This window comes from Pseudomonas sp. MHK4 (assembly GCF_054600775.1).
In genome coordinates this window covers 187925-211519 of the sequence record NZ_BAAIAK010000005.1, presented here as the reverse complement: position 1 = coordinate 211519, position 23595 = coordinate 187925, and the positions used below count along the sequence as shown (strand labels likewise).

The 23595-nt window shown below is 61.2% G+C and carries 24 protein-coding genes and 1 pseudogene; 4 read left to right on the top strand and 21 right to left on the bottom strand.

Going from position 1 to position 23595, the window contains the following annotated elements; genetic code table 11:
• Window positions 1-70: 70 nt before the first annotated feature.
• The 4 genes from dgoD to ACYP2Q_RS15270 form a co-directional block, all read right to left on the bottom strand.
• On the bottom strand, window positions 71-1219 hold the full coding sequence (dgoD, locus tag ACYP2Q_RS15285) for a galactonate dehydratase (protein WP_150732360.1): 1149 nt from the start codon (window positions 1217-1219) through the stop codon (window positions 71-73).
• A gap of 48 nt (window positions 1220-1267) precedes the next feature.
• Window positions 1268-1888 (bottom strand): 2-dehydro-3-deoxy-6-phosphogalactonate aldolase, encoded by a 621-nt coding sequence (locus tag ACYP2Q_RS15280; RefSeq protein WP_459731195.1) that lies wholly within the window; start codon window positions 1886-1888, stop codon window positions 1268-1270.
• Window positions 1889-1907: 19 nt separating this feature from the next.
• On the bottom strand, window positions 1908-2900 hold the full coding sequence (locus ACYP2Q_RS15275; RefSeq protein WP_459731194.1) for a 2-dehydro-3-deoxygalactonokinase: 993 nt from the start codon (window positions 2898-2900) through the stop codon (window positions 1908-1910).
• Between the two features lie 274 nt (window positions 2901-3174).
• Window positions 3175-3657, bottom strand: coding sequence for an N-acetyltransferase family protein (locus ACYP2Q_RS15270; protein ID WP_459731193.1), 483 nt, complete (start codon window positions 3655-3657; stop codon window positions 3175-3177).
• Between the two features lie 194 nt (window positions 3658-3851).
• Between ACYP2Q_RS15270 and ACYP2Q_RS15265 the strand changes: the two genes are divergently transcribed.
• From ACYP2Q_RS15265 to ACYP2Q_RS15255, 3 genes are all read left to right on the top strand, one after another.
• The gene (locus ACYP2Q_RS15265) at window positions 3852-5057 is read left to right on the top strand and encodes an MFS transporter (protein WP_459731192.1); all 1206 of its coding nucleotides are present in this window, start codon (window positions 3852-3854) and stop codon (window positions 5055-5057) included.
• Window positions 5058-5141: 84 nt separating this feature from the next.
• A complete protein-coding gene (locus tag ACYP2Q_RS15260; RefSeq protein WP_459731191.1) occupies window positions 5142-5480 on the top strand; it encodes a hypothetical protein in 339 nt (112 codons plus the stop codon).
• Between the two features lie 39 nt (window positions 5481-5519).
• Entirely contained in the window at window positions 5520-5774 is a 255-nt protein-coding gene (locus tag ACYP2Q_RS15255; protein WP_459731190.1) for a hypothetical protein, read from the top strand.
• Between the two features lie 224 nt (window positions 5775-5998).
• Here the strand turns inward: ACYP2Q_RS15255 and ACYP2Q_RS15250 are convergent, their stop codons facing one another.
• The 17 genes and pseudogenes from ACYP2Q_RS15250 to ACYP2Q_RS15170 form a co-directional block, all read right to left on the bottom strand.
• Complete coding sequence (locus ACYP2Q_RS15250) at window positions 5999-6928, bottom strand: PfkB family carbohydrate kinase (protein WP_459731189.1); 930 nt, start codon at window positions 6926-6928, stop codon at window positions 5999-6001.
• Window positions 6921-8387: a purine-cytosine permease family protein gene (locus ACYP2Q_RS15245; protein ID WP_459731188.1), complete on the bottom strand. Its 1467-nt coding sequence runs from the start codon at window positions 8385-8387 to the stop codon at window positions 6921-6923. Before ACYP2Q_RS15245 ends, ACYP2Q_RS15250 begins: the two co-directional genes overlap by 8 nt.
• 198 nt (window positions 8388-8585) lie before the next feature.
• On the bottom strand, window positions 8586-9584 hold the full coding sequence (locus tag ACYP2Q_RS15240) for an ADP-ribosylglycohydrolase family protein (protein ID WP_459731187.1): 999 nt from the start codon (window positions 9582-9584) through the stop codon (window positions 8586-8588).
• Window positions 9581-10294, bottom strand: coding sequence for a GntR family transcriptional regulator (locus ACYP2Q_RS15235; RefSeq protein WP_459731186.1), 714 nt, complete (start codon window positions 10292-10294; stop codon window positions 9581-9583). The genes ACYP2Q_RS15240 and ACYP2Q_RS15235 overlap by 4 nt, the downstream gene beginning before the upstream one ends.
• A gap of 197 nt (window positions 10295-10491) precedes the next feature.
• Complete coding sequence (araH, locus tag ACYP2Q_RS15230; protein WP_459731185.1) at window positions 10492-11460, bottom strand: L-arabinose ABC transporter permease AraH; 969 nt, start codon at window positions 11458-11460, stop codon at window positions 10492-10494.
• A 12-nt stretch (window positions 11461-11472) separates the two neighbouring features.
• Entirely contained in the window at window positions 11473-13032 is a 1560-nt protein-coding gene (gene araG, locus ACYP2Q_RS15225; RefSeq protein WP_459731184.1) for an L-arabinose ABC transporter ATP-binding protein AraG, read from the bottom strand.
• Between the two features lie 64 nt (window positions 13033-13096).
• Window positions 13097-14101, bottom strand: a complete 1005-nt coding sequence (locus ACYP2Q_RS15220) for a substrate-binding domain-containing protein (protein WP_459731183.1) — start codon at window positions 14099-14101, stop codon at window positions 13097-13099.
• Window positions 14102-14200: 99 nt separating this feature from the next.
• Window positions 14201-15019, bottom strand: coding sequence for an SDR family oxidoreductase (locus tag ACYP2Q_RS15215; RefSeq protein ID WP_459731182.1), 819 nt, complete (start codon window positions 15017-15019; stop codon window positions 14201-14203).
• Between the two features lie 264 nt (window positions 15020-15283).
• Complete coding sequence (locus ACYP2Q_RS15210) at window positions 15284-16159, bottom strand: SMP-30/gluconolactonase/LRE family protein (protein ID WP_459731181.1); 876 nt, start codon at window positions 16157-16159, stop codon at window positions 15284-15286.
• Between the two features lie 32 nt (window positions 16160-16191).
• Window positions 16192-16908, bottom strand: a complete 717-nt coding sequence (locus ACYP2Q_RS15205) for a FadR/GntR family transcriptional regulator (RefSeq protein ID WP_459731180.1) — start codon at window positions 16906-16908, stop codon at window positions 16192-16194.
• Between the two features lie 181 nt (window positions 16909-17089).
• The gene (locus ACYP2Q_RS15200; protein ID WP_459731179.1) at window positions 17090-17650 is read right to left on the bottom strand and encodes a DUF1285 domain-containing protein; all 561 of its coding nucleotides are present in this window, start codon (window positions 17648-17650) and stop codon (window positions 17090-17092) included.
• A gap of 16 nt (window positions 17651-17666) precedes the next feature.
• Complete coding sequence (locus ACYP2Q_RS15195) at window positions 17667-18275, bottom strand: DUF4823 domain-containing protein (protein WP_459731178.1); 609 nt, start codon at window positions 18273-18275, stop codon at window positions 17667-17669.
• Window positions 18276-18341: 66 nt separating this feature from the next.
• Complete coding sequence (locus ACYP2Q_RS15190) at window positions 18342-19310, bottom strand: GTP 3',8-cyclase MoaA (RefSeq protein WP_459731177.1); 969 nt, start codon at window positions 19308-19310, stop codon at window positions 18342-18344.
• A gap of 136 nt (window positions 19311-19446) precedes the next feature.
• Entirely contained in the window at window positions 19447-20085 is a 639-nt protein-coding gene (locus tag ACYP2Q_RS15185) for a TetR/AcrR family transcriptional regulator (protein ID WP_007945721.1), read from the bottom strand.
• A gap of 393 nt (window positions 20086-20478) precedes the next feature.
• Window positions 20479-21270, bottom strand: coding sequence for a TatD family hydrolase (locus ACYP2Q_RS15180; protein ID WP_459731176.1), 792 nt, complete (start codon window positions 21268-21270; stop codon window positions 20479-20481).
• Window positions 21271-21342: 72 nt separating this feature from the next.
• The gene (locus tag ACYP2Q_RS15175) at window positions 21343-22329 is read right to left on the bottom strand and encodes a DNA polymerase III subunit delta' (RefSeq protein ID WP_459731175.1); all 987 of its coding nucleotides are present in this window, start codon (window positions 22327-22329) and stop codon (window positions 21343-21345) included.
• Window positions 22322-22660, bottom strand: a pseudogene (locus ACYP2Q_RS15170) (dTMP kinase); the annotation flags it as partial. The pseudogene ACYP2Q_RS15170 and the gene ACYP2Q_RS15175, both read right to left, overlap by 8 nt.
• Window positions 22661-22680: 20 nt before the next feature.
• Here ACYP2Q_RS15170 and ACYP2Q_RS15165 point away from each other — a divergent pair.
• Window positions 22681-23595: a deoxynucleotide monophosphate kinase family protein gene (locus ACYP2Q_RS15165; protein ID WP_459731174.1), complete on the top strand. Its 915-nt coding sequence runs from the start codon at window positions 22681-22683 to the stop codon at window positions 23593-23595.

Here is a 23595-nt window from a genome sequence, read left to right as displayed (position 1 = left end):
GTCACCATCCATGCCGGGTGTACCGACCGAATCGCCAGCAGGCTGGCTCCCACAGGGGATCAGGGAGCACTCACCACTCGGCAAAACTGCCATCGGCATGGCGCCAGATCGGGTTGCGCCAGCGGTGGCCGACGGCGGCGCGTTCGATCACGTATTCCTCGTTGATCTCGATGCCCAGGCCCGGGCCGTTCGGGATCTTCACGAAGCCTTTGTCGTAGTCGAAAACGCGCGGGTCTTTCACGTAGTCGAGCAGGTCGTTGCTCTCGTTGTAATGGATGCCCAGGCTCTGCTCCTGGATGAACGCGTTGTAGCAGACCGCGTCCAGTTGCAGGCACGCCGCCAGGGCAATCGGGCCCAGCGGGCAATGCAGCGCCAACGCCACGTCGTAGGCTTCGGCCATATTGGCGATCTTGCGGGTTTCGGTGATGCCACCGGCGTGGGAAGCATCGGGCTGGATGATGTCGACGTAGCCTTCGCTGAGCACGCGCTTGAAATCCCAGCGCGAGAACAGCCGCTCGCCCAGGGCGATCGGCGTGCTGGTCAGCGGCGCCAGTTCCTTCAGCGCTTCGTAGTTTTCGCTGAGCACCGGCTCTTCGATGAACATCAGCTTGTACGGATCGAGTTCCTTCATCAGCACCTTGGCCATGGGCTTGTGTACCCGGCCATGGAAGTCGACGCCGATGCCGACGTTCGGCCCCACCGCATCACGCACGGCGGCGACGTTGGCCAGGGCCAGGTCGACCTTGTCGAAAGTATCGAGAAACTGCAGCTCTTCGGTGCCGTTCATTTTCACCGCGGTGAAACCGCGGCTGACCGCTTCTTTCGCCGCACGCGCAGTGTCTGCCGGGCGGTCGCCGCCGATCCACGAATACACGCGGATCTTGTCCCGCACCTGGCCACCCAGCAGGTCACTGACCGACACGCCCAGGGCCTTGCCCTTGATGTCCCACAGGGCCTGGTCGATACCGGCCAGGGCGCTCATGTGGATCGCGCCGCCACGGTAGAAGCCACCGCGATAGAGCACGGTCCAGATGTCTTCGATGTTGCGCGGGTCTTTACCGATCAGGTAGTCGGACAATTCTTCAACGGCGGCAGCGACCGTGTGGGCGCGGCCTTCGACCACCGGCTCGCCCCAGCCGGTCACGCCTTCATCGGTCTCGATCTTGAGGAAGCACCAGCGTGGCGGAACGATGAAGGTGGTCAGTTTGGTGATTTTCATCTGTTTGTCTCTCTTGTTAGATGCAGCGCACGCAGCGCCAAAAAATTCTTAGCGAAGGGCTTTCCAGGCAGCGACGTAGGCCTTGGCATTGGCCGCCACTTGCGCCGGGGTCATGCCCGGCTTGAACAGCCCGGAGCCGAGGCCGAAGCCCTTGACGCCGGCGTCGATGAACACCTGCATGTTGTCCGGGGTGATGCCGCCGACCGGCACCAGCAGGGTTCCGGCGGGCAGCACCGCGAGCCAGGCCTTGACGACCGCCGGGCCCATCTGCTCGGCCGGGAACAGCTTCAGCACATCAGCGCCCTCGGCCAGTGCCGCGAAGGCCTCGGTCGGGGTGGCGACACCGGGCGACAGATACAGGCCGGCCGCTTTCGCCGCGCGCAACACCTTGGGATCGCTGTGGGGCATGACGATCACCTGGCCGCCCGCCGCTTTTACCTGCTCGACCTGCTCCGGCGTCAGCACCGTACCGGCACCGATCAGGCAATCGGCGGGCAAGGTACTGCGCAGGATGCGGATGCTTTCGTACGGCTCGGGGGAATTGAGCGGCACTTCGATGACGCGAAATCCAGCCGCGTACAGGACTTCGCCAATGGCGGCTGCCTCTTGCGGGCGCAGGCCACGCAGGATCGCGATCAGACCGTTTTGCGCCAGTGCTTGTTTGAGCATGTCAGGACTCCAGTCAGGTTTAACGAGTTGGATTGGACGCGACCAGACCAGCCGCCAGCGCCAGCTGCCACAAGCCGCGTTCGGTGGCCTGCTCGGCCAACGTCACCCGGGCAAAACCGCAGGCGTCGAGCGCCCGGCTGTAGCGGCTGCACAGTTGGGCATTGCCGATCAGGATGATCGCGGGCAGATGTACGCTGTTGCGTCGACGCCGCTGCACACAGGCCAGGGCCGACAGCTCATGGCCGATCAGCAGGCCGGACAAATAATCCGCTTGCGCCGTGGCGCTGAGTTCTCCGGTCAGGCCGAGGCTGCGGGCGCTGAACAGGGTCGACAAGGGACCGATTTCGCCGTCCGTCGACAAGGCCACCTGCACGCCACGATCGAATGCATCGCCATCGAATGACCCGCTGCGCTGCTGGGTGCGCCCCAGGATGCTGTGCTCGCTGAGTACGGCGAAGATTTCGCCGGTCATGAAGGTATCAAAATGCACGATGCAGCCGTCGGCCACTTCCACCCATTTCGAATGGCTGCCCGGCAGCCCGATCAGCAGATCGGCGCCCGCCTCGCCCGCCAGATTCTGCAACACGCCGAGCACCTGGGTTTCCTCGCCGCGCATCACGTTCGGCAGGCGCGAACGCTGGATCACACCCGGCACGATGTGCACATCGACGCCGCGAATGCTGCGTACGGTTTGCAGGGAGGTACCCAGATTGGCGACGTTCGCCGGAGTGTCGCAGTAGGCTGCTTCGCGCCAGCCCTGGGCGCTGCCGACCATGCCGCAGGCGATCACCGGCAAGTCGGGTTGTTCGTCGAGCCAATCACCGCAGGCCTCGTCAAACGCCAGTTCAAAACCGTCGACGCAATCGTGGCCATTGATGATTCGCCCAGCCTTGGGCAACTGCATGATCCCCGACGACAGCGAACGCTGTTCGAGCACCTGGCCGCCCGCGGCAAGTTTGTAGGCACGTAATGAGGTTGTCCCCCAGTCGAGCGCGATCAATTGCGCCTGCATCGCTTCACCTGTTCTGTTTTTGGCAGTGAGTGAGCGGGACTATAAACCCCGAAGCGGGAAAATCTCAATATATAAATATAACTCCCATATATTGGGATTAAATTACGTCAGGCAAAAAAAATCGCAGACGACGATTTCTGCGATATTTGAAACATACACAATCCTGTAGGAGCCGGCTTGCCGGCGATCAATTCTCAAGCAATGCACTGCTCTTGAGATAGTCATCGCCGGCAAGCCAGCTCCTACAGAATGGGTTTACATCGGAAAATCACGGTCAATTACCGTCTGCAAACTCTCTCAGCACCTTGCCATCCATGCGGTAACGAACCCACTCCTCCTGCGGCTGCGCGCCCAGGGATTTGTAGAAGTCGATGGCCGGGGTGTTCCACTCCAGCACGCTCCATTCGAAGCGCCCACAGTCGTTGGCACAGGCGATTTTCGCCAGGTGGCGCAACAGGGTCTTACCCGCACCGCCACCGCGCTGCTCAGGCGTGATGTACAGGTCCTCAAGGTACAGGCAATTGCTGCCCAGCCACGTGGAGTAGCTGAAAAAGAACACGGCAAAACCGATGGGCACGCCTGCGCGCAAGCAGATCAGGCCATGGGCCGTCGCCACTTCGCTGAACAGGCTGCGTTCGATGTCGGCGACGCTGGCGATGACTTCATGGCGAGCACGTTCGTAGTCGGCCAGTTCAGTGATGAACGCGAGGATTTGCGGCGCGTCACTGGGGGTTGCCGGGCGGATTTCGATCGTCATGGACATGCCTTGTCAGAAGTTGAAAACGCCATACTAAGGCGGTGCGTGGCGCTCGTCACATGGCAAATGAAAATGTCATACCGGGCATTACTCCGCCCGACGCTAACCCTGGCATCGCGAACCTCGGACCTATCCTTGCCGCCCGGCGTGGTAGATAGAGGCCCTGGGTATCTATCGGGTCAAGGAACCGCATCATGTCTACTGCAACACCTCAAGTCTCCAGCAAGTTGTTCGGCCTGTTTTGCCTGGCCAGCTACTTGCTTTCCCTGTCCTACGGCTCGACCTTTTTGCTGTCCTTGCTGATCGGCTCCCGCGGGGGGAACGAGCACGATGCTGGCAGCGTAATTTCGGCGGCGATGCTCAGCACCTTCGCCGCGGTGATCGTTTCCGGTCACCTGTGCGACCTGCTCGGTGCAGCCCGCTCGGTGGCACTGTTCGGCCTGTTGCTGGTAGCCGCCAGCCTGGGCTTTGCCCTGACACCGGGCTTTGGCCACTGGCTGCTGTTTTTCGGGCTGCTGCTGGGCTTGGGCTGGGGCGTGTTCTATACCCTCGGGCCGATCATCGTCGCGAGCCTGGTGACGCCAGCGCAACGGGCGAAATATTTTGCCCTGCTGTCGGGCAGCATGATGACCGGGATCGGCAGTGGTCCCTTGCTGGGCCGTGCCGCCAGCGCCCTTGGCTATCCGGTGACGGCCGCGTTTTACCTGGCCGCGCTGGCCAGCCTGATCGGCGTGTTGCTGTTCTGGCGACTGGATCGCCAGCTGAAACAAGCGGCGGTGCCATCGACTGCCGTGTCGCGGATTTCCTGGCGTGCCGCCGCGCAAGTGCTGTCGTCCCGGGCGGCACTGCCGATCATCATGGTCGGCCTTGGTGGCTGCGTTTTCGGTGGCCTGTCGAGTTTCCAGACCAGCTACGCCGCCGCGCGCTCACTGGATTATTCGATGTTCTTCCTCGGTTTCATGGGTGCGGCGATCAGCAGCCGCCTGCTGATCGCAGGCTTCGTGGTCAAGCGCGATCCGCTGCGCGCCTCATGCCTGCTGTCGGGCCTGATGATGGGCTCGATCCTGATGTTCGGCTTCGTGGTCGACGATGGCTTGAGCTATGTGCTGGCGGCGGTGCTGCTCGGGGTCGGTTACGGCCTGACCTATTCGGTGATCAACGGCCAGGCCGCGAATGAGGCGCCGAGCGGCACCACCGCGCAATCCTTGTTGCTGTTCAGCCTGTCTTACTTCATCGGCGTGTTCGGCTTCCCGCTGCTCGCCGGGAAAATCATCGTGGAGCAGGGAATGGCGACGTTGCTGTACACCCTGTTGGCGGTCGCGGGCCTCAATTGGCTGATCACTGTGGGTCGCCTGATGTGGCGGCGGATCATCTCGGCCAGGTCATTGCAGCAAGCCTGAACCGTTCGTCGTTCATCGGGCACCAATTCGAAACGGGGGTGGACCAACATCAGGTAAGGACTCTAAATCGATGGAGACACCACCATGCGCACGCCCCGGTTGACCGCTCTCGCCCTCGTTGTCCTGCTATCTCCGCTTGCCAATGCTGCCACCACCGCGTCCGGCACCGGCCCGACCAACCCGGTCGAATCGCCCAGAGCCCCCGCCATCCAGAGCGCCCCCGGCATCAATACCAACGGCACGGGCGTCGACAGCAGCTTGCCACCGTCAACCGGCACCGATCCGCGCATCCAGGGCAACGATGCCGGCCGCCAGGGTGGGCTGAACCAGCCCGATACCAAGACACCGGATAACGCCGCCCCCGGCATCGGCTCGACCACCACCGAGGGTGGCTCGGGCTCTTTAGGGGGCGTGAGCCAATAGTTCATCGCACGACCTACCCATCGCAACGAAGAGGTAACCATGAACGTCGATAAAAACCTGGAAAAAGAAGTCCTGACCCGCCTGCTGCACGCCCATCCAAGTGGCCTGGGCAAGGAGGTGCTGGACAATTACCGGGGGGAGAAGATCGTCGCCAGTACTCTCGCCACACTGCAGGAACGTGGCCTGATCCAGCACGGCAATGTGCAGTGCAACGAGGCCGGCGAACACTCGCTGAACCTGCCGATCAAGCTCAGCGCTGCCGGCGTCGAGGCGGCACGCAAGCTGGATGTTTGAACCCACCAGGACAAACAGTCCGGTGGCGGTGAGCGTGCCAGTGGTTCCGGGCGCAAGCAGGAGTTGATCGAGGCGTTGCGCAAGGCTGGCTAGAGTCAAATCCTGTATTGGCCCTGATGGCCTCATCGCCAGCAGGCTGGCTCCCACAGGGTTCGATGGTGTTCATCAATCATGTGATCACCCTCGCAACTTGTGGGAGCCAGCCTGCTGGCGATGACGATCGATCAAGCGCCGAAAGTCGCGCGAATTAACTCATCCACCTCAACAGTCCCAGGCGAAGTCGCCGGCCCCCACCGGGTCACCGCCAATGCCGCTGCCGCATTCGCCCTTTGCGCCGCCTCAAACGCCGACAACCCCTGCGCCAGCCCCGCCACGAACACCCCGGCATGGGCATCGCCGGCGCCATTGCTGTCCACCGCCTGCACCTTGAAACCCGGCACGTGCCGACGCTCGCCCCGCTGATGAATCCAGCATCCCTGGGGCCCGTCGCGCACCACCATGAGCACATTGCGCGGCAGAGACCCGGCCAGTCGATCCAATGCCTGAGCGATGTCCGTCGCGTCGGTAATCTTCAGCGCTTCGACGCTGTTGCTGGTCCATACGTCGATGCGCGCCAGAAGCGCCTGCATCAGCGGCATGTCCGGCGAATCCACCAGCGGCCCCGGATCGAACACCACCTTGGTCCCGCCCGGCAACGCCAGCACCCAATCCACCAGCGCCTGTGCCTTGCCCGCCTGCAGCAGGCTATAGCCGCTGACGTAGACATAATCGCCCGCCTCGGTCGGCACACTGGCCAGGTCCTCGGCCGTCAACTCGCCTTCGGCACCGATGTAGGAGACGAAACTGCGTTCGGCCGAAGCGTCGGTGATGGCGACGCACAGCCCGGTATCGCGCTCGGCAGGGTCAGCGATGCCGATCCGGATGCCTTCGGCATTCATCGCCTCTCGCGCCAGGTCACCGAAACGTCCGCTGCCATGGCGACCGAGGTAGGCTACCGGAAGGCCGTTACGCTGGGCGGCCGCCATCACATTGAAACCGCCGCCGGCCTGGAAACTGGCGGACTGCGCCAACACGTCGCCCCCCGCTTGCGGCAATTTATCCACGGCCATGACCAGGTCGATGATGACCTGGCCGGTGTGCAACATCTTAGGCATGAGCATTCTCGACCAGCGCGGCACGACGATCCTTCGCCCCGCCGAGTACCAGATAAATGCCACCGGCGACCACGAAGGTCACGATCCAGCCGAGGCCGTTATGCCCCAGCCACGAGTCGGACAGGAACCCCTTGAACCAGGCGTTTTCTGCCGTGGTGCCGATGGTGGTGAAGCTGAAACCGAGCACGATCGCCAGCGCCCAGGCACCGAACGCGCGCCACTCGACGCCGCCGTGATACCAGTAGGCGCTGCTCGGGCTGACGTCCAGCAGGTCCTTGGGGCTGTAGTAGTGACGGTGGATCAGGTCGACCACGAAGATCCCGACCCACGCCGTGATCGGTACCGCAAGCAGGGAAATGAAAGTGATGAACGGGCCATAGAAGCTGTCGGCGATCAGCATGAAGTAGATCGAACCGGCGAAGATCGCCACGATGTCCACCACCACGGCGTAGACGCGCTTGACCTTCAGACCGAGGGTCAGCGTGGTCAGGCCGGCGGAGTACACCGACAGGTTGTTCGACAGCAGCAGGCCACCGAAGGCGGTGATCAGGTACGGCACGGCCATCCAGGTCGGCAGCATGTCGCGGATGGCGATGATCGGGTCGGTGGCCTGGGCCAGGTCGTTATTGCCCACTGACAGCAGGCCGCCGAGGGTGATCAACAGGACCAGCGGAATGCCCGCGCCGAACGCTGCCGACGCCACCAGCCGCACGGCCTTGACGCTGCGGTGCTGATAACGGGACATGTCGGCACCGGCGTTGGCCCAACCGATCCCGGTGCCGGCCGCCATGGTGCCGATACCGATGATCATCGCGCTCATCGGCGCCGGCGTGGCGTTGAACACCGCACTCCAGTCGATGGTGGCGCAGAGGAATCCGCCGACCAGGATGTTCAGCGCACCGAACACGTAGGTTGCCCACTTCTGGATCACCAGCAACGTGGCGTGACCGAGGCCGGAGACCGACAAGGTCAACAGCACGAACATCGCGATGAACACCAGGGTCAGCAGCGGCGCGCTCTTGGCCTCCACCGGCGAACCAAAGAGGATCGAGCACAGCGACAGCAGCACGAACGCGGCGGTGGTGGTGTTGACGGTTTCCCAGCCCAGGCGCGACATCAGCGAGACCAGGGTCGGGCCGATATTGCCGCGCACGCCGAAGATGGCGCGTGACAGGGTCAGGCTCGGCGCGCGGCCACGACGGCCGGCAATGGAAATGATCCCGACTACCGCGAAGGAACCGGCGGCACCAAGGATCGCGACGATGACCGCCTGCCAGATCGCCAGCCCGCGAAAGGCCACGAGGGTCGCGCCCAGCGGCAGGCCGAGGATGGAAATGTTGGCGGCGAACCAGACCCAGAACAGTTGCAGCGGATGCCCGTTGCACTCGGCCTCCGGCACCGGCTCGATGCCGCGGGTTTCCAGTTGCCCGGCGTTCTGCCCGGCGTTCGATGAACTCATGAAAATGCTCCTGTTGCCATTTTTGTGGTTGTGGGCAAATACGGGAGTTGGCACAACATCCCGGTGAAAAACTTCAATACGCGGCGCTCCCCTTCGCGAGCAAGCCCGCTCCCACACTTGATCCGCAGCGCCTGCAAACTTTGTGCATGGCACAGATTTAATGTGGGAGCGGGCTTGCTCGCGAAGAGGCCAGTCCAGTCAACGCAAGGCCAAAAGCCCCTGCACTAACGGTTCAAGCTCCAGGTCATTGACGACCTTGACCTTGTCGATCATCGCCACCGGCCAACTCGCCAACCCCAGGCAGGCCCCGAGCATCGCGCCCAGGATCGCCGCGATGGTATCGGTGTCACCGCCCAGGCTGGCGGCCATGCACAGCGCATCGAAGGCACTCATCTCGCCGATGGCCACTTGCTGGGCCAGGGCAAACGACACCACCACCGACTCCTGGGAAGCCACCGAGGTGCCGATCACCTCGTACAGCAAATCGGCGAGCAACGCCTTATCACTGTCGACGCTGATGCTGCGCGCCCAACTGATGCGCGAAGCGATGCGTCCGCCCGCCACCCAATGGCCATAACCTTCGGCTTGCTGGGCGAATTGCTGGCCGAGGTTCAATGCCTCGCCCAGGTCCATGCCGTTGATCCCGGCGGACACCACCGCCGCCACCGCCGCCGCACTGGAGATGCCCAGCGTGGTGTTGTGGGTGACCTGGCAGGCCTGCACCACGGCATCGATGAAGCGCTCGGGGTTGGCCACGTCCGCGGCAATCCCGACCGGCGTGATGCGCATCGCCGCGCCATTGGTGGTGCCGTAGCGTCCGGCTTCTTCGGGCGAATGGCCGGCGAGGATCATCTCGATCGCCCGCTTGGTCGAAGGGCCGAGCAAGTCCTGCGAGCCCTTGGCCTGCATTGCCGCTTCCCATTCGATCAAGCGTTGTGCGAGGACCGAGGGTTCGATGTGGCCTTTGCCCTCGACCAACAACTGACCGACCAGGATCGCCTGTTCGGTGTCATCGGTGATCGAGCCTTTGGGCATATTGGCAGCGATTGGTTGATCCGGACCGGCATCTTCAAGGTCGCTGATGTCGCCGAAGCGCGCCTGGATCTGGGCGCGGCTCAGGGATTGGGTCGGCATGCCCAGCGCGTCGCCCAGGGCCAGGCCGTAGAACGCGCCAAGCGCACGATCGAGCGCGGTCATTTGGAAGGTCCAAATTGCAGGTGCAGACGAAAATGCACAGGGTCGAGCAAGCTTTCCACCTGCTCCATGAAGCGGTGTTGCCTGTCATAGGTGGTGCGCAAGGCCTTGAGAAATACCGTGCCAACCGGACGGCCCAGCAGTTCGGCATCTTCTGCATTCAACGGCTCGGCGCCGATCCATTGATCGCCGCGCTCGCCGATGTAGCCATAGGCGGCCAACGTGATGGTCAGCGAGTTATCGATCAAGCCAACCCGCGGCAGGCTTTCCAGGCCTCCGGTAGCGGGCATCAATGAGCGTTCGAGGGAGACCAGCGTGCCGTCGTTGGAACGACGGCGTCGGTCGAGGGTGATGAATTGGTCGGTGCCAAAACGCGACAGCAGGTCAGGACGGGTCACCGCCTCCAGCCGCAGCACTTCGGTGTTGACCAGTGCGCCGCTGTCGGCCAGGGCCTGGGCCCAGCCGCTGCGCTGATCCAGTGCCACACCGTCGAAGGTGACGATGGAACCGACCCCGCTTTGCGTCGCAATGTAGTTACGCCGTTTCAACTCGGCCAGCGCTTCACGCAAGGTTCCTCGGCTGACTTTGAATTCCTGAGCCAACTGATGCTCGCCCGGCAGATGAAAGCCGTCCTCCATGAGACCGCTTTCAATGCGCCGGATGAGTTCGTCGACCACCCGTTGTTTCTTGTCGAATCGTACCTGTCTAATCATGTACAAATTAGTAACCGATACATGTTATTACGGGCAAGAAATATTTACGGGAGGTGACGCAAGGGAGTGCCTGTAGCTGGATGATCGAGGGGGTGTCAGTGACACCGCCTTCGCTGGCAAGCCAGCTCCTACAGGTCATGCGAGCCCTTGTAGGAGCCGGCTTGCCGGCGAAGGCGTCAATCGGTTCAGCGCAAACCTCAGCGCTGTTTCAGGCGGTCAATGACCACCGCCAGCAACAGGATCGAGCCGCGAATCACATACTGGTAGAAGGTATCGATGTTCTTCAGGTTCATCGCGTTCTCGATGATTGCCAGGATCAGCACCCCGGCAATCACATGCCGGATCATGCCGATCCCGCCACTCAACGACACCCCGCCCAGCACGCAAGCCGAAATCACCGTCAGCTCGAAACCCTGCCCGATCATCGGCTGGCCCGAGGTCATGCGTGACGCCAGGATCACCCCGGCCAGCGCTCCGATCAGGCCGTGCACGGCGAAGATGATGATCTTGGTGCGGTCGACATTGACCCCCGCCAGCAACGCCGCTTCCTGGTTACCGCCGATGGCCATGGTGTTGCGCCCGTAGGTGGTGTAGTTGAGCAACCAGCCGAAGAACAGGAAGCAGACGATGGTGATCAGGATCGGCACCGGCACGCCGAACAACTGACCATTGCCGAACACGAAGAACGACTCCTGGGACACGCCCACCGCTTTGCCGTTGGCGAAGATGTAGGCCAGGCCGCGGACGATCTGCATGGTCGCCAGCGTGGTGATCAGTGCATTGACCCGCAGCTTGGCGATCACGATGCCGTTGATCAGCCCGACGATCAGCCCCATCGCCAGGGCCGCACTGACTCCGAGGAAGACGCTGTCGGTGTCGCGCATCACCACCGCGGCAACCACCCCGGCGCAGGCGATCACCGAACCCACCGACAAGTCGAAATGCCCGGACGCCAGGCAATACAACATGGTGCACGCCGCGATCCCGGTGGTGGAAATCGCCAGGCCCAGGCCACGCATGTTCAAGGGCGAGAGGAAGTTGTCGATCATCAAGGTGCAGAGCACGAAGATCCCGACGGCCGCCAGCAGCATCACCCAGTCATCGAGAAAGCGCCGCAGGTCCAGGGGCTTGCGCGGGGTCGGCAGTGCGTTGTTTTGGCTCGTCATCATAGTCACCTCTCAGTTCGCCACGCCGTCAGCGCGTTGGCGCGGCAAAGCCAGTTGCAGCAGGTTGGATTCATTGGCCTGATCGCGGCTCAGTTCGCCGCGCAGTGCGCCTTCGCACAGAACCAGGATGCGGTCGGAGATGCCCATCACTTCCATCAGGTCGCTGGACACCACGATCACCGCAATGCCACTGGCGGCCAGGTCATGGATGATCTGGTAAATCTCCGCCTTGGCGCCGATGTCGATGCCGCGGGTGGGCTCGTCGAGCAGCAGGACTTTCATCGGCATCGACAGCCAGCGTCCAAGAATGGCCTTCTGCTGGTTGCCGCCGGAGAGAAACTTGATCGGCTGCCCGGCGTGGGGCGTTTTGACCTTGAGCGCCTTGATCTGCTTGTCGGCGTTGCCCTTCTCCCACAGGCCGCGCAAGAGGCAGCCGAAGGTGGAATGCGCACCACGGGCGCTGATGTTGATGTTCTCGGCGACGCTCGCCAGCGGCAGGATGCCTTCCTTCTTGCGGTCTTCGGGACAGAGCAGGATCCCGGCTGCAATAGCATCCCGGGGTGAGCGCAGTTTCAGCTCATGACCGCGCAACTCCAGGCGTCCGGCACTGTTGCGTTCCAGGCCGCTGAGCAGGCGAAACAACTCCGTACGCCCCGCGCCGACCAGGCCGAACAAGCCAAGGATTTCGCCTTTGTGTGCATCGAAACTCACAGGTTCGCGCAGGCCCGGCCCGAGCAGGCCGTCGACCTTCAACGCCACCGCGCCGCGCTGGCGCGGGCGGTAATCGTAGATGTCCTGAATGTCGCGACCGACCATGCAGGTGACCAATTGATCATGGGTCAGCTCGCTCATGTCTTCGAAGGTGCGCACGTAACGGCCGTCCTTGAACACCGTCACCGCGTTGCAGATGCGGAACACTTCCTCCATGCGATGGGAGACGTAGAGCACCACTTTGCCCTCGTCGCGCAAGCGCGCGATGATCGCCATCAAGCGATCGATCTCCCGCGCCGACAGGCTGCTGGTGGGTTCGTCGAAGGCGATGACATGGGCGCCACGGGACAAGGCCTTGGCGATCTCGACCAACTGCCGCTGACCGAGGGACAGGCGTCCGACTTTCTCCTGCGGGTCGATTTCGTCGGCCAGCCCCTTGAGACAGGCCAGGGCTTGCTGGCGCAGGGTGCCGCGATTGATCAGGCCGAAACTGGCGGGCAGATGACCGAGAAAAAGATTCTCCGCGACCGTCATTTCCGGCACCAGGTGCAGCTCTTGATGGATGACTGCAACGCCGCTGGCAATGCTGTCGGCGGTGGCCTTGAAAGCCATCGTCTGGCCGCCGATCTGCAGCTCGCCACTGCTCGGGATGTAGGCGCCGCCGAGGATTTTCAGCAAGGTCGACTTGCCGGCGCCGTTCTCGCCCATCAAGGCATGAACCTGCCCCGGATGGGCGACGAAATTGATGTTGTCCAGCGCTTTCACCCCGGGAAAGGTCTTGCCGATCCCGTTGAAGCGCAAGCTGCCACTGCCACTGAAAGAACTGCCGGTGTGTTGCTGTACTTGTGTTTGCGTGCGCATAACCACCTCATCACACAGATCAGGCCGCCCCGTTGCCGGGGCCGCCGATGAAATCAACCAGCCCTCAGTTCCACAGGCCGATTTTTTCCAGTTCCTGCTTGAAGTTGTCGCGCGTGATCAGCGTCACGTCGTCCATGGCGGTGTATTTCGCCGGTTCTTTACCGCTGGTGACCCACTCGTACATCATGCTGGCGGTGTTGTAGCCCTCGATGTGCGGGCTGGGCAGCATCGAACCGTAGAAACCGCTGTCGGGTTTCTTCAGTTCGCCAATGGCGTCGGTGCCATTGATGCCGATGCCGATCACGTTCGCCGCGGCAAAACCGGCGGCTTCGGTTGCGCGCACGCCGCCGAGCACGGTGTTGTCGTTCATGCCGCCGATGATAAGGTTCTTCGCCGCACTCGGCAGTTTCACCAGCGCCGAGTTGGTGGCGTCCATGCTGCCCGGTACGTCGAGGGTTTTCAGGGCCGAGAAGAGGATGTGGTCTTTCGGCATACCGGCATCTTCCAGCGCTTTCACCGAACCATCGGTGCGTTTCTTACCGGTGTCGAGTTCGTTGTAGGTGTTGATCACGGCATAGGTGTCTTTCCATTCCCAGCCGCGCTTTTTCGCTTCGGTGGCCATGGCGCTGCCCTGCTTCTGGCCGACTTCGAACGCCGCCATGCCCAGGTACGGCACGTCTTCCATGAACTTGCCGCTGGCATCGACGAAGCGATCATCCACGGCAATCACTTTCAAGCCATTGAGCTTGGCCTTGGCCATGATCGCCGGGCCCAGGGACACGTCCGGCGGGCAGATCACGAAACCCTTGGCGCCGTTGGCCGCCAGACTGTCGATGGCCGACAGGGTTTTCTCGCCATCGGGCACGGCGATCTTGATCAGGGTAAAGCCCTTCTCCTTGCCGGCCTTTTCGGCGAAGGCCCATTCGGTCTGGAACCAGGGTTCTTCAGCTTGCTTGACCAAAAAACCGATTTTCACTTCTTCGGCCGCCAGCAGCGTGCTGCTGAGGCTGGCCGCGCTGACCGCCAGGGCGGCACAGCACAGGGTACGGATGGCATGACGACGATTCATAAGCGGACTCCTTGTTGTTTTTGTTGAGCGTACTGCCAATAGTCATATCGTATGATGATTGGATTCCAGGCGTAGTTAATCGCCTGAAACCCGCACGACTCAGTCGTGGTACATCACTGAGCGGCCGCCATCGATGGTGATGCACGAAGCGTTGATAAACGGCGCTTCATCACTGGCCAGGAACACCGCGGTCATGGCTACTTCGATCGGCTGGCCGATGCGGCGCGGCGGGTGCAGGTCGAAGGCACGCTGACGTTCGGCATGGGGGTCGGCAAAGCCGTTCCAGTAGTCGACGTTCAATTGGGTTTCGATGTAGCCCGGCGCGATGGCGTTGACGCGAATGCCCTTGGGTGCGTATTCGATCCCCAGGGCGCGGGTCAGGCCGAGCAAGCCGTGCTTGGCCACCGGATAGGGGAAGCAGCCGGGAATGATGTGGGTGGAATGGGTCGAGGCAATGTTGATGATGCTGCCGATGCCCTGCTCGATCATCTGCGGCAACACCGCCTTGCAACCGTACCAGGCGCCATCGAGGTCAATGGCGAAGCAGCGACGCCAGTCTTCTTCGGTCATTTCCAGCGGATCGCGGAACACGTTGACCCCGGCGCAGTTGACCAGCACGTCGATCCGCCCGTGCAACTCGACTGCCAGCCTCGCCATCGCCTGCAGGTCTTGCGGCTGCGAAACGTCGGCCTTGATCGCCACCACGTCAGCCCCTTTGCCCCGCCACTGCGCCGCGACGTTTTCGACTTTTTCCGCCTGGATATCGCTGATGACCAGCTTGGCTTGCTGGGACGCGAAGGTCGCCACGATCGCCTCGCCGATGCCCTGGGCAGCGCCGGTCAACAGCACGACCTTGTTTTTCAGACGTTCGCCCTTGGGGGGTACGGGCACCGGTGGTAACGAAAGAGGTTCAGCCATGGATCAGGACTCCTGTTCGAAAGCACGACGAAAACCGGGCATGCCGGTCAAAAGGCGTTGTGGAAGAAACAGGCAGGCGCGAAAACGTTTCAGCACTGAGGTACTCTGAAACGCGGACTCCATGCGGGAGTGCGGGGGAATATCGCTGCATCACTTCACCTGTTTTGTTTTTTTAAGTGTGAGTGCGTGTAACTGATGGAGCCGACTATAAACCTGGCCCACTGATAATCTCAATATATATATTTGCATCCCACATTTGGGGATTTAACCGGCAAATCGACTACAGAACTTTCCTGCAACGTTGACGCGGATTGCCAGCACCGCACCATCCAGCGGATGCCCAAGCGGACTCGCGGCGCTGGTGATGTACAGGGTTTTCAAGTCGGCATCGCCAAAAACACAACTGGTCGGTCGGCTGACGGGCAGTTCGATCACCCGATCGACCTGCCCGTCCGGCGTCAGCCTGAGCAGGCAACTGCCGTCCCATCGGGCATTCCAGATAAAACCTTCGGCATCCATCGCCGAACCGTCCGGGCCGCCACGAGTGTGTGGGCCGAACCAGGCCTGGGGCGGTTCGAGGTGGCCGTCGGTACGAATGAAGTGCCGGTACAACGTGCCGTCGAGGCTGTCGCCGAAGTAAACGGTGGTGGCGTCATCGCTCCACAGCAACGTGTTGGGAATGCCCAGACCACGCAGCAGCGGCGTCACCCGCGCATCGCGATCAATACGGAACAGGCCACCGGAACGCCGTTCGACGGGCAGGTCATCGCCCTGCTCGCCGATGTTGTTCTGCATGGTGCCGAGCCACAGCCGGCCTTGGGCATCGCAGCGGGCCTCGTTGGCGCGGTTGCCGGGTCGTGGGTCGGCAACGCAGAACAAGGTCAGTCGCGGCTGCAACCCCGGCGAATCCAGATCCAGCCGATACACGCCGCTGCTCAAGGTCACCAGCGCATCGCCGCTCGTACAGGGGATGAACGCCGACACGTGCTCCGGCATCTGCCAGATCTGCACGTTGGCGCCGATCAACCGCAGCACCTGCTTGCCAGCGATGTCTACCCAGTACAGCGCCTGGGTCGGCGCATCCCAGAACGGGCCTTCGCCGAGCCGGGCGCGGTGTTCGGTCACTGCGGTCCACTCCATGAAACCTCCTGCTTTCTTATTGTTTTTCGTGCTCAGCTGGCTTTTTTGTCCGCCATGACCTTCGGATAGAAGCGTTTGATCGCCAGGTCGGCGTTATCGATCAGGGTCATGCAGGCCCACACGCCCCGCGCGGTATCCCGGGCGGCGATGGCGTCGGCCATGTCCTTGTGAATCGGCAAGGTGCGGCGCAGTTCGTCCGGGTCGGCGGCGGACACTTCGAAACATACTGCCAGCAACGCACCCAGGGCCGGGACCATTTGCTCGATGAATTGATTGTGGCTGGCGGCGAGAATGCACTCGTGGAACAGCTGGTCGGCGCGGTTGTAGTCGACGCCGCTGTCCACCGCCCGCTCCAACGCGTTGTAGGCCAATAAAATGGCGTCGAGCTGTTGCGCGGTTGCGCGCTCGCAAGCCCAGCGCACGGCCATCGGCTCGATGGTGCGGCGCAGGTCGAGCAGGTCATCGACGAAGTTTTCCGGCAACCCATTGCGGGACAGCCAGCCGACGACTTGCGGATCGAAGAGGTTCCAGCGCCGTACCGGCAACACTCGCGTACCGACCTTCGGCCCGACCTCGAGCATGCCCTTGGCGACCAGGGTCTTGATGGCTTCGCGGATAACGGTGCGGCTGACACCCAGCTGCTCGCCAAGGTCGGCTTCTACCTTGAGCGCCTCACCGGGCTTGACCTGCCCGGCAGCGATCCAGCAGCCCAGCCAATCGACCGTCGACGCGTGAAAACTGCTGGACATGGACACCTCAAAGCCGTTTGCGATGGGTGTCCACGCTAATCATCATATGATTGGCTGTCAAACTCATATTAAACAATACATAGATCAAATGTGTGTGGGCTTGCTCGCGAAAGCGTCTGTACATCTACACATCCATGTGACAGGCACACCGCCTTCGCGAGCAAGCCCACATTTTTACCGATTAAGGCTCCAGGCCGATGCGGAAGAACTCACCGCCACTCCACACGCCCAACCAGCGCTGACCATCGATCTCTTGCGTCACCGCCAGCTCCACCAGTTGGTAAAACACATTGCGATGAATCAGCGCTTCGAGGTTGGTGCGCACATGCACATAGGGCGCCGGCTCTTGGGTGTCGGGATCGATGACCACGCGAATCGGATGCTCGGCACCGGCTTCGGCCGTCTCATCGACGTTGGTGGTGAAGCGCAGAACCTGCTTCTCGCCTTCACCTTCCACCTCCACCGCAATCGCTACAAAGGGCGCGTCATCGACCTTGATGCCAACCTTCTCCACCGGAGTGATCAGGAAGTAATCATCGCCGTCGCGGCGAATGATGGTGGAGAACAGCTTGACCATCGGCTTGCGTCCGATCGGCGTTCCCAGGTAGTACCAGGTGCCGTCGCGGGCGATGCGCATGTCGATGTCGCCGCAGAAGTCGGGGTTCCACAGGTGGACCGGTGGCAAGCCTTGGGTCTTGGGGATTTGCCCCAGCAGGTCGTTGGCTTTTTGCGGGCCACTCATGGCGTTCTCCTTGAAATTACTGGTCGCTGAGCCCCAGCAGGCTACGCGCGTACTGCTGCAGCGGCGGGCCCATCAGGTCTTCTGGTTTTTCGTCGTGGAAGGTCAGCAGACCACCACGACCCTGGATACGTGCAGTATCAATCAAATACTGGGTGCTGGTCTCGATCAACATGATCTGAATCACGCCGGTGTCGATACCAAGGCGGTCCAGGGCTTCCTGATCCAGCCACTCATCCGAGTTGCCGATGCGGTCATCGGACTTGGCGAAACGGGTATAGAGCAGGTAATGAGCCCCCACCGCACGGGCTTCGCCCATGGCCTGGTCAAGACCTTGGGGGGTACGGGCGCGGCGGACCATCGGGAAATATTCGACGAAACCATCGAAGGCAACTTCGGCGATCACGTTGGGGCGCGGGTAGACGGCACTGTCAGGCGGCATGAAGGCGCCCTGGGCAATGTAGACGAAGGAGTCCGGCTGAATTCGCAGGTTATTCACTCGGCGGCTGTCGCTGTGGTCCAGCAGGCCGGCGTCGCTCATGTGGTAGCGCGTCCCTTCGGCCATGTCGCTGACATTCATGCAGCCACCGAGCGCCAAAATGGCCAGCAGCAAAACCGGGCTACGCATCCTATCCTCCAGAGGCCGGTGACGGAAAACCGGCGAATGGCCGTGGGATGCAGCTTTTGCGCCAGCTCAGCCGCCAATAATCTTCATGACGGTGGCACCACCGGAAAACGCCACTTCCTGCTTATCGCCCAAGGCTTTGACCAGCAGCCTTTGCAACGCAGGCAACGCCTGATGCCGCGGCTTGTCCAGCAAATCGCCGACATAGTGGCGATTGCTCGACGACAGGCAGCCATGCAGCCAGCCAGTGGACGACAGGCGCAACCGCGAGCAGGTGCGGCAGAACGGAACGCTTTCGTTGGCGATCACGCCGAAGTAGCCCTGCCCCGGAATCTCGTAGCGCACGGCGGTAGCATCGACAGGCGCATCGGCCTGCAGATACTCATAGCGCTCGCCGATCAGGCTCAGTAGCTGTTGCAGGCTTACAAACTGCTGCAGGAACGCATTGGAATCGCTGGCCAGGTGCCCCATGCGCATCAACTCGATGAAGCGCAGCTCATAGCCACGCTCCAGGCAGTAGTCGAGCAGTGGCATCACCTGGTCGAGGTTCTGGCCGCGCAGCGGCACCATGTTGACCTTGACCTTCATGCCCGCCGCACGGGCCTGGTCCATGCCGCCGAGCACCGTCGCCAGGTCGCCGCCACGGGCAATGCCGCGAAACGCAGAGGCGTCCAGGGTATCGAGGGAGACGTTGATGCGCCGAATGCCGGCCTCTACCAGGATCGGCAGCTTCTTCGCCAGCAACTGCCCGTTGGTGGTCAGGCTGATGTCCTGCAGCCCCATCTGCCCGACGGCAGTCATGAAGGCTTCGAGTTTCGGGCTGACCAGGGGTTCGCCACCGGTGATGCGCAAGCGCTCGATACCCGCCGCTTCGATCAGGTAGGCCACCCCGCGCGCCATGGCTTCGGCCGATAATTCATCCTGCGCAGCCACCAGCCGCTTGCCGTTGGGCACGCAGTAGGTACAAGCGTAATTGCAGGCTGAGGTCAGGCTGACTCTTAAATTGCGAAAGCGCCTGCCTTGACGGTCGACGATCATGATGACTCCGGCGAAGAATATACGGGCCGGTAAAACTTGACTCACAAATCAAGTTTTAGCAAGCCCTATGCCTGAGTATATTCCTGCGGTACTGCGCCATGTAGCGATTTCATGGGCAATAAGGCGGCTGAATGGCTCAGCTGCTCGGGGTGTCGCTGTCGCGCTTGCGCTTGTTGCCCATGCGCACGCCGATGTCCATCAGGAACTGGAAGAAACCTTCCTGGTCTTCCAGCACATTGCTCCAGAAGGGCGAGTGATACAGCGCCACGGCACCGTGCACCAACGCCCAGGACGCGCAGTAATGGAAGTAAGGCGGCACGTCTTCAAGCTTGCCTTCGCTGATGCGGCCCTTGATGAGCAAGGTCAGGCGTTCGAAGTTCGAGGCGCGGATCTTGTGCAGCTCCTCGACCATCTCCGGTACCTGGTTGCCCTTGACGACCTTCTCTTCCAGGCGATCAAACAAGCGGTAACGCTGGGGGTCGCGCATGCGGAATTCGAAATAGGCGCGGGACAGGGCTTCCTTGTCCTTGTCGACATCGGCCGAATGCAACAGCTCGTTCAAATCGCGCTCATAGTCGAGCATCAGGCGCAGATAGATCTCGGCCTTGGACTTGAAGTGCTTGTAGATCGTGCCTTTGCCGATACCGACAGCATCAGCAATCATCTCGACGGTGACACTGTCTTCACCCTGGTCGAGGAACAGCTTGAGCGCGGTATCGAGAATTTCTTGCTCGCGGCGACGAAACTCACGGACCTTACGAGGTTCTTTATGCATAAGAAAAGGTCTGTAGGGGTCAAAATTCGAAGCCGCGTATTATGCCTAAATTGCGCCAAAATGCACGGATCATCCGACCATATCTGTGTTTCTTGATGATTTCTCGCAAGACCGCCGGTTGATGAGAACTCTTCCGAAGCGCCCGTATTCCAAATTTGTTTAAAAACCGCGGCCTACAAACTGGACGGAGGGAAATACTGATCAATACTTGAACTGTCGGCGGGGCATCTCCCCCAAGTGTCACGCCGATATTGGTACCAACGGACCGCGTGCCATTGTTTTACTCCTAATGGTCTTAACCCGGATTCACCCCCCAGAACCCGGGTTTTTTTTGCCTGCGATTTAAGCCCTAACCCCTGTAGGAACTGCCGCAGGCTGCGATCTTTTCCGGCGTTACGCCATTTCCCTGACATGCGCCAATGGAAACAGCCGCCTGAAATTCTCAGTAGTCTGCTCGGCAAATCGCTCGTAAGCCTCACCACGCAACATTGCCAGAAATTCCGCTACTTCACGAACGTACTGCGGCAGGTTCGGCTTGCCACGATACGGGATCGGCGCCAGGTACGGTGAGTCGGTTTCTACCAGCAAACGGTCGGCCGGCACCTTGCTCGCCACGTCGCGCAGCGCGTCGGCATTGCGGAATGTGACAATCCCGGACAGGGAAATGTAGTAACCCATGTCCAGCGCGGCTTTCGCCATGTCCCAGTCCTCGGTGAAACAGTGCAGCACGCCCGCCTGGGGCAGCGCCGCTTCACGCAGCAGGTTCAAGGTATCGGCGCGGGCGCCGCGGGTATGAATGATCACCGGTTTGCCGGTCTGTTGCGCCGCTTGCAGGTGCAATCGGAAGGATTGCTGCTGCAACTCTGCCGCTTCCGGTTCGTAGTGATAATCCAGGCCGGTTTCACCGATCGCCACCACGCGCGGATGATTGAGTTCGTGCAACAACCAATCCAGCGCAGGCGCCGCACCCGGCTGCACATCCAGCGGATGCACGCCGACCGAGCAATCGACATCGTCGTAGCGCTCGGCCAGGGCTTTGACATCGGCTGCGTTGTCGGCGCTGACACCGATGCACAGGAAGTGCCCTACCCCGCGTTCGCGGGCCGCATCGAGGGCGGCATCCAGCGAGCCGTCATGGGCGGCGAGGTCGAGGCGATCAAGGTGACAATGGGAATCTACGAGCATAAAGGGCTGCAACTTACATCGTGTGAGTGGGACGGGCGGATTGTCTGATACTTGGAGTCTAGGCGCAGACGGTTACCTCTGGGTAGGCAAAGTCGCCCATTGCACCAGCAGCGCCTCGAGCAACAGAACCCGATTGAGGTTGGCCTTGCTCAACACTTTCTGGCGTTGGGCGAGGATCCAGTCCTGGATATTCAGGACCTTGTCCTGAGCGGTTTTTTGCGCCAGGTACTGAATCACCTTGCGCATGTCCATCAGCCCGAGCCCCTCTTCATCCTGGGTCAGCTGATAGCGCAGGATCAGGCTCGACCAGTCACAGAACCAGTCGAACAGCAGCAACAACGGAATCGCATTCCAGCCCTCGGCCAGCTGTGTCGGCGATTGTTGCTGTTTGAGCAATTTCTTCACCCCATCGACCACTTGCGCGCGCTGCTCGCGCACGCCCTGGGCCTGCAGGTTGACGGCGGCCAGCGGCGAACCGGCGGCCAGCGTCAGCAACTCGATACGTTCTTCCTGGGAACAGTCGGGCAAAGCCCTGGCCAGCCAGTCCAGGCTCATGGCCTCGCCCGGCAGCGGACAGGCCTGCTGCACACAGCGGCTCTTGATGGTCGGCAACAGACGACTGGGCTGATGGCTGACCAGGAGCAACACGGTGTCACCGGACGGTTCTTCCAGGCTTTTGAGCAAGGCGTTGGCGGCGTTGATGTTCATCGACTCGACCGGCTCGATCAGCACCACTTTGCGTCCACCCAACTGCGCGGTCTGCACCACGAAACTGACCAGGTCGCGCACCTGGTCGACCTTGATCGCCTTGTCGGCTTCTTCTGGTTCCAGGATGTAGTTATCGGGATGACTGCCGGCCTTGAGCAACATGCACGATTTGCATTCACCACAAGCCCCCTGCGCGGTCGGACGCTGGCACAGCAGGCTCGCCATCAAACGCTCGGCCAACGCCCGCTTGCCGATCCCGGCCGGGCCATGCAGCAGATAGGCATGGGCGTGTTGCGCACGACCGGCCAGCTGCTGCCAGAGACTGTCCTGCCACGGATAGGCGTCAGCCACGGCTCAACTCCACCAGGCGTGGCAACAAGGCATCCAGGGATTGCTGGACCTGCACCAACGGCTGCGCCGCGTCGATCAGCACGTAGCGCGCAGGCTGCGCTGCCGCGCGCTTGAGGAAAGCCCCTCGCACGGCATCGAAAAAGGTCCGGCCTTCCAGCTCAAAGCGATCCAGGCGACCGCGGGCACTGGCGCGCGCCAGACCCACTTCCACCGGCAAGTCGAAGATCAGCGTCAGGTCGGGACGCAGATCACCCTGGACAAAGCTTTCCAGCGTCGCGATGCGCTCCAGGGACAAGCCGCGGCCACCACCCTGGTAGGCGTAGGTCGAATCTTGTTTTGGAATCATACGGAATGGAAACAAACTGTTATACTCGCGCAGAAAAAATATGTAAACAAGATGAATATCCGTTAGAAATCGAGGAGCAAGGTGCGATGAAGAAGGTGGTTGGGCTAGCCGCGAAGGCGAGATCTGGTAAAGACACAGCTGCTGCGATGCTGCTCCAGCACCCTGAGGTGACCGCCTATGCCCTTGCTGATCCGCTGAAGCGCGGTTGCCAAGCCCTCTTCAATCTCACTGATGCTCAGGCGTGGGATGATAGCGTAAAGGAGCTCAAAGTGGACGCCTGGGGCCTCTCCCCGAGGGAATTCTTCCAGCGGGTAGGGACTGAATGGATGAGAGCTCACAACCCCTTACACTGGCTCATGAGAGCGGATCGCGAGATCTATGCCCCTGAGGCGATCTATCCCCTCACCGCTGCACAGCTTTCGCACCCAGAACTGCCTTTCATTCTCGGTGCCAAAGCGTTTTTCAATCTCAGCGACGAACAGTGCTGGGATGCAGGTGCGACGAATGAAACCGACCAGTTTTGGAATATGACGCCTGCCGAAGTGATAGGCTTGGTTAAATCTAAAGCATTGCAAGACTTCCCCGACTTTTGTGAACGCAGAGACTCCACTTCGCCTCAGAAAATAAATGATACGGCATATATTAATAAACCGACCCTTGATACTGACGGCAAGAACATCATCATCATCAAAGATATTCGCTTCGAGAACGAGGCTGCCTATATCAGAAGTCTAGATGGTGCGATCTGGCACATTGTGAGGGACAATGCAGAACCAGTTAACACGCATTCGTCCGAGTTCGGCATTGAAGTGCAGCCAACCGACATTGTCATCAAAAACAATGGCACCTTGAAAGAATACCAGGAAGCCCTAGACAGAGCCTGGAAATCCCTGTCCGAAAAAATAAAAGACCGGGACTAA

What these genes read in the sequence shown, in the direction of transcription:
- ACYP2Q_RS15215 (WP_459731182.1), bottom strand. Translation starts at nt 15,019, where the DNA reads ATGGCTGAACCTCTTTCGTTACCACCGGTGCCCGTACCCCCCAAGGGC.
- ACYP2Q_RS15235 (WP_459731186.1), bottom strand. Translation starts at nt 10,294, where the DNA reads ATGATTAGACAGGTACGATTCGACAAGAAACAACGGGTGGTCGACGAA.
- ACYP2Q_RS15185 (WP_007945721.1), bottom strand. Translation starts at nt 20,085, where the DNA reads ATGCATAAAGAACCTCGTAAGGTCCGTGAGTTTCGTCGCCGCGAGCAA.
- ACYP2Q_RS15190 (WP_459731177.1), bottom strand. Translation starts at nt 19,310, where the DNA reads ATGATCGTCGACCGTCAAGGCAGGCGCTTTCGCAATTTAAGAGTCAGC.
- dgoD (WP_150732360.1), bottom strand. Translation starts at nt 1,219, where the DNA reads ATGAAAATCACCAAACTGACCACCTTCATCGTTCCGCCACGCTGGTGC.
- ACYP2Q_RS15220 (WP_459731183.1), bottom strand. Translation starts at nt 14,101, where the DNA reads ATGAATCGTCGTCATGCCATCCGTACCCTGTGCTGTGCCGCCCTGGCG.
- ACYP2Q_RS15240 (WP_459731187.1), bottom strand. Translation starts at nt 9,584, where the DNA reads ATGACCGCGCTCGATCGTGCGCTTGGCGCGTTCTACGGCCTGGCCCTG.
- ACYP2Q_RS15210 (WP_459731181.1), bottom strand. Translation starts at nt 16,159, where the DNA reads ATGGAGTGGACCGCAGTGACCGAACACCGCGCCCGGCTCGGCGAAGGC.
- ACYP2Q_RS15200 (WP_459731179.1), bottom strand. Translation starts at nt 17,650, where the DNA reads ATGAGTGGCCCGCAAAAAGCCAACGACCTGCTGGGGCAAATCCCCAAG.
- ACYP2Q_RS15280 (WP_459731195.1), bottom strand. Translation starts at nt 1,888, where the DNA reads ATGCTCAAACAAGCACTGGCGCAAAACGGTCTGATCGCGATCCTGCGT.
- ACYP2Q_RS15275 (WP_459731194.1), bottom strand. Translation starts at nt 2,900, where the DNA reads ATGCAGGCGCAATTGATCGCGCTCGACTGGGGGACAACCTCATTACGT.
- ACYP2Q_RS15245 (WP_459731188.1), bottom strand. Translation starts at nt 8,387, where the DNA reads ATGAGTTCATCGAACGCCGGGCAGAACGCCGGGCAACTGGAAACCCGC.
- araH (WP_459731185.1), bottom strand. Translation starts at nt 11,460, where the DNA reads ATGACGAGCCAAAACAACGCACTGCCGACCCCGCGCAAGCCCCTGGAC.
- araG (WP_459731184.1), bottom strand. Translation starts at nt 13,032, where the DNA reads ATGCGCACGCAAACACAAGTACAGCAACACACCGGCAGTTCTTTCAGT.
- ACYP2Q_RS15205 (WP_459731180.1), bottom strand. Translation starts at nt 16,908, where the DNA reads ATGTCCAGCAGTTTTCACGCGTCGACGGTCGATTGGCTGGGCTGCTGG.
- ACYP2Q_RS15260 (WP_459731191.1), top strand. Translation starts at nt 5,142, where the DNA reads ATGCGCACGCCCCGGTTGACCGCTCTCGCCCTCGTTGTCCTGCTATCT.
- ACYP2Q_RS15195 (WP_459731178.1), bottom strand. Translation starts at nt 18,275, where the DNA reads ATGCGTAGCCCGGTTTTGCTGCTGGCCATTTTGGCGCTCGGTGGCTGC.
- ACYP2Q_RS15165 (WP_459731174.1), top strand. Translation starts at nt 22,681, where the DNA reads ATGGAAACAAACTGTTATACTCGCGCAGAAAAAATATGTAAACAAGAT.
- ACYP2Q_RS15250 (WP_459731189.1), bottom strand. Translation starts at nt 6,928, where the DNA reads ATGCCTAAGATGTTGCACACCGGCCAGGTCATCATCGACCTGGTCATG.
- ACYP2Q_RS15180 (WP_459731176.1), bottom strand. Translation starts at nt 21,270, where the DNA reads ATGCTCGTAGATTCCCATTGTCACCTTGATCGCCTCGACCTCGCCGCC.
- ACYP2Q_RS15265 (WP_459731192.1), top strand. Translation starts at nt 3,852, where the DNA reads ATGTCTACTGCAACACCTCAAGTCTCCAGCAAGTTGTTCGGCCTGTTT.
- ACYP2Q_RS15255 (WP_459731190.1), top strand. Translation starts at nt 5,520, where the DNA reads ATGAACGTCGATAAAAACCTGGAAAAAGAAGTCCTGACCCGCCTGCTG.
- ACYP2Q_RS15270 (WP_459731193.1), bottom strand. Translation starts at nt 3,657, where the DNA reads ATGACGATCGAAATCCGCCCGGCAACCCCCAGTGACGCGCCGCAAATC.